Here is a 2,691-nt window from a genome sequence, read left to right as displayed (position 1 = left end):
AAAAAAGTCGTAGCGAGAGGCTGCGACTAGCCGAAAAAGTGTCAGTTGGCAACAACTGACACCACCTAATCAAATTATTTCGCCATAATGCTAATCGCGTATCCTCCTCCTGGTGCACAATATTGAGCTAATTTAGTTTTGTTGGTTACCTCCATTTTGCGAATGGTATAGGCTTTAGGGTTGGTTTCGTAATGGGCATCTTTTGCATCGGCATAAATGGTTGCAGTATATTTTTTACCAGGATCCAAAAAGCTAAAATCAATTTTAGATGTTCGGGCCACTTCATCATTGGTGCGGCCAACAAACCAGTTATTTTTACCTTTAGCCTTACGTGCGAAAGTGATATAATCGCCAGGCTCTGCTTCTAAAACTTTGGTATCGTCCCAATCTACCGCCACATCTTTAATAAACTGAAAAGCATCCATGTACTTGTTATAAGTTTCAGGCAAATCGGCAGCCATTTGCAGCGGACTATACATGGTAACATAAAGTGCCAGCTGGCGGGCCAATGTACTATGCACAAAAGAGGTGTTTTCAGGGTTATAAGCACTTACTTTAGTCTCAAAAATACCTGGGGTATAATCCATTGGCCCACCTATTAAACGTGTAAAGGGTAAAATGGTAGTGTGATCAGCATTATTGCCTCCAAAAGCTTCATATTCTGTCCCCCTTGCCGATTCGTTTCCGATTAAGTTCGGATAAGTACGCGCCAGGCCTGTTGGGCGAACAGCCTCATGTGCATTCACCATTATTTTATATTCCGCAGCTTTTTGGATGGCATACAGGTAATGATTGTTTAACCATTGGCCATAATGATGCTCTCCCCGTGGGATTATGTTGCCTACATAACCGCTTTTAACGGCATCGTAACCATTGGCTTTCATAAATTTATAAGCGCTATCTAAATGGCGCTCATAATTACGTACCGACGAAGAAGTTTCATGGTGCATAATCATTTTAATGCCTTTGCTTGCAGCGTAACGGTGCAGTTCTTTTACATCGAAATCGGGATAGGGCGTTACAAAATCAAATACATAATCTTTTGTTTTACCAAACCAATCCTCCCAGCCCTCGTTCCAGCCTTCAACTAAAACAGCATCTAATCCGTTTTTAGCAGCAAAATCGATGTATTCTTTTACATGTGCGGTATTTGCAGCATGTTTCCCGTTGGGTTTTGTTTTGGCATAATCGGTTACGCCCAATTGCACACTGGTTAAATCATTATAGGCCCAGGTACTTTTACCTGTAATCATTTCCCACCAAACACCTACATACTTGGTTGGCTTTATCCACGATACATCTTTAAATTTTGTTGGCTCGTTTAAATTATAGGTTAGCTTTGAGGTTAAAATGTCACCTGCTTTATCACTCACAATAATGGTTCTCCAGGGCGATAAACAGGGTGCCTGCAAATAACCTTTATCGCCAACTGCATCTGGCGTTAGCCACGATTCTAAAACCATATTTTTATCGTCGAGATTTAACGACATTAGCGAATAGTTGATCAATGCCGCTTCATGGATATTGATGTACAAACCATCTTTACTCTTCATCATTAAAGGCGTTTGTAAACCTGTTGGTGAGAAAGTAGTTTGCGACGCATTTGGTGTAACCGCAGCTTTCATTTTACTCCGTACTTCTGATAAGTTTGAGGTTACCGTACTGTATTCCTGTGTATCATAATCCCCCGGAAGCCAAAAAGCTTTATGATCGCCAGCTAAGGCAAACTGGGTTTTCTCTTCTTTAATTACGAAATAATCTAAGTTTTTTTGTTCAGGAAATTCATATCTAAAACCCAAGCCATCGTTAAACAAACGTAACCGCACAATGATATAGCGGTTAGTTTCCTTTTGCGTTAAAGTTACTGCCAGTTCGTTGTAATGATTTACAATTTCTTTTACTTCGCCCCAAACTGGTTTCCAAGTTTCGTTAAAAGTACTGGTTTTAGTATCGGTTATGGCAAAACCGTTCATTAAAGATTTACCGTCTTTAAGTTCCAATCCCAATTTACTGGTCTTAATTACATCCTTACCCTTATATTTTAGGCTATAGGTTGGCACTCCCCCTTCGGCCAAAGCAAAACTGGCTACTAAATTGCCATCCGGCGACTTCAAACTCTTTTCGGGAACGTTCCCGAAAACATTCCCAAAAAATAGCACAGTGCATATTAAAGTAAGGATTTTAAAGCGGTTAAAGGATTGGTTAGATTTCTTATTCATGTTATCATTTATTTTTGTTATTACTATTTATATACATTAGAACTTGCAGGTTTTGGTTTCTCTAATATAAAAACGCATTTAATTAAATACAATTTATATTTAATTAGATACTAATCCGGTATAACCTGATACAAAAAGTATTTCTACTTTACTATGTTTCGGTCCGTGACAACACGAACCATATTAATGGCCTCATTGAGCGCTAAGCCGTTTAAAAACCTGCGAGGTCTAGTCACGCAATACCTTAGCGTTAGGGATTGTAAGGGTTTAGTACCGATTTTTCATCGGTACCGGAGCGAAGCCCTGAAAAGCCCGCCCCTTTCCCGTTTTTCACCTATCGTGTGGACACATCTTTTGGTTTGGGTTTTATTCGTTTTGCTAACCAACTCTAATAAAACACAGGTTTAACCGAAGAGCACCGTCAATCCCAAGGGCCGGAGAAATCAAAAAAAATAGTTGCAGGAAAGAACAA

At 39.6% G+C, this 2,691-nt stretch carries 1 protein-coding gene; it reads right to left on the bottom strand.

The features are described 5' to 3' along the window. Positions 1 to 74 precede the first annotated feature (74 nt). Positions 75 to 2,219 (bottom strand): glycoside hydrolase family 97 protein, encoded by a 2,145-nt coding sequence (locus AW17_RS23255; protein ID WP_245235133.1) that lies wholly within the window; start codon positions 2,217 to 2,219, stop codon positions 75 to 77. Between the last annotated feature and the right edge of the window lie 472 nt (positions 2,220 to 2,691).

Origin of the sequence: Pedobacter borealis DSM 19626 (assembly GCF_000708285.2) — a bacterium.
Taxonomy (GTDB): domain Bacteria; phylum Bacteroidota; class Bacteroidia; order Sphingobacteriales; family Sphingobacteriaceae; genus Pedobacter; species Pedobacter borealis.
Note: the sequence above shows the minus strand (reverse complement) of the source record. Positions and strands in the feature narration are given on the sequence as shown.

Coding starts and splice junctions, on each gene's coding strand:
- AW17_RS23255 (WP_245235133.1), bottom strand. CDS start 2,219: ATGAATAAGAAATCTAACCAATCCTTTAACCGCTTTAAAATCCTTACT.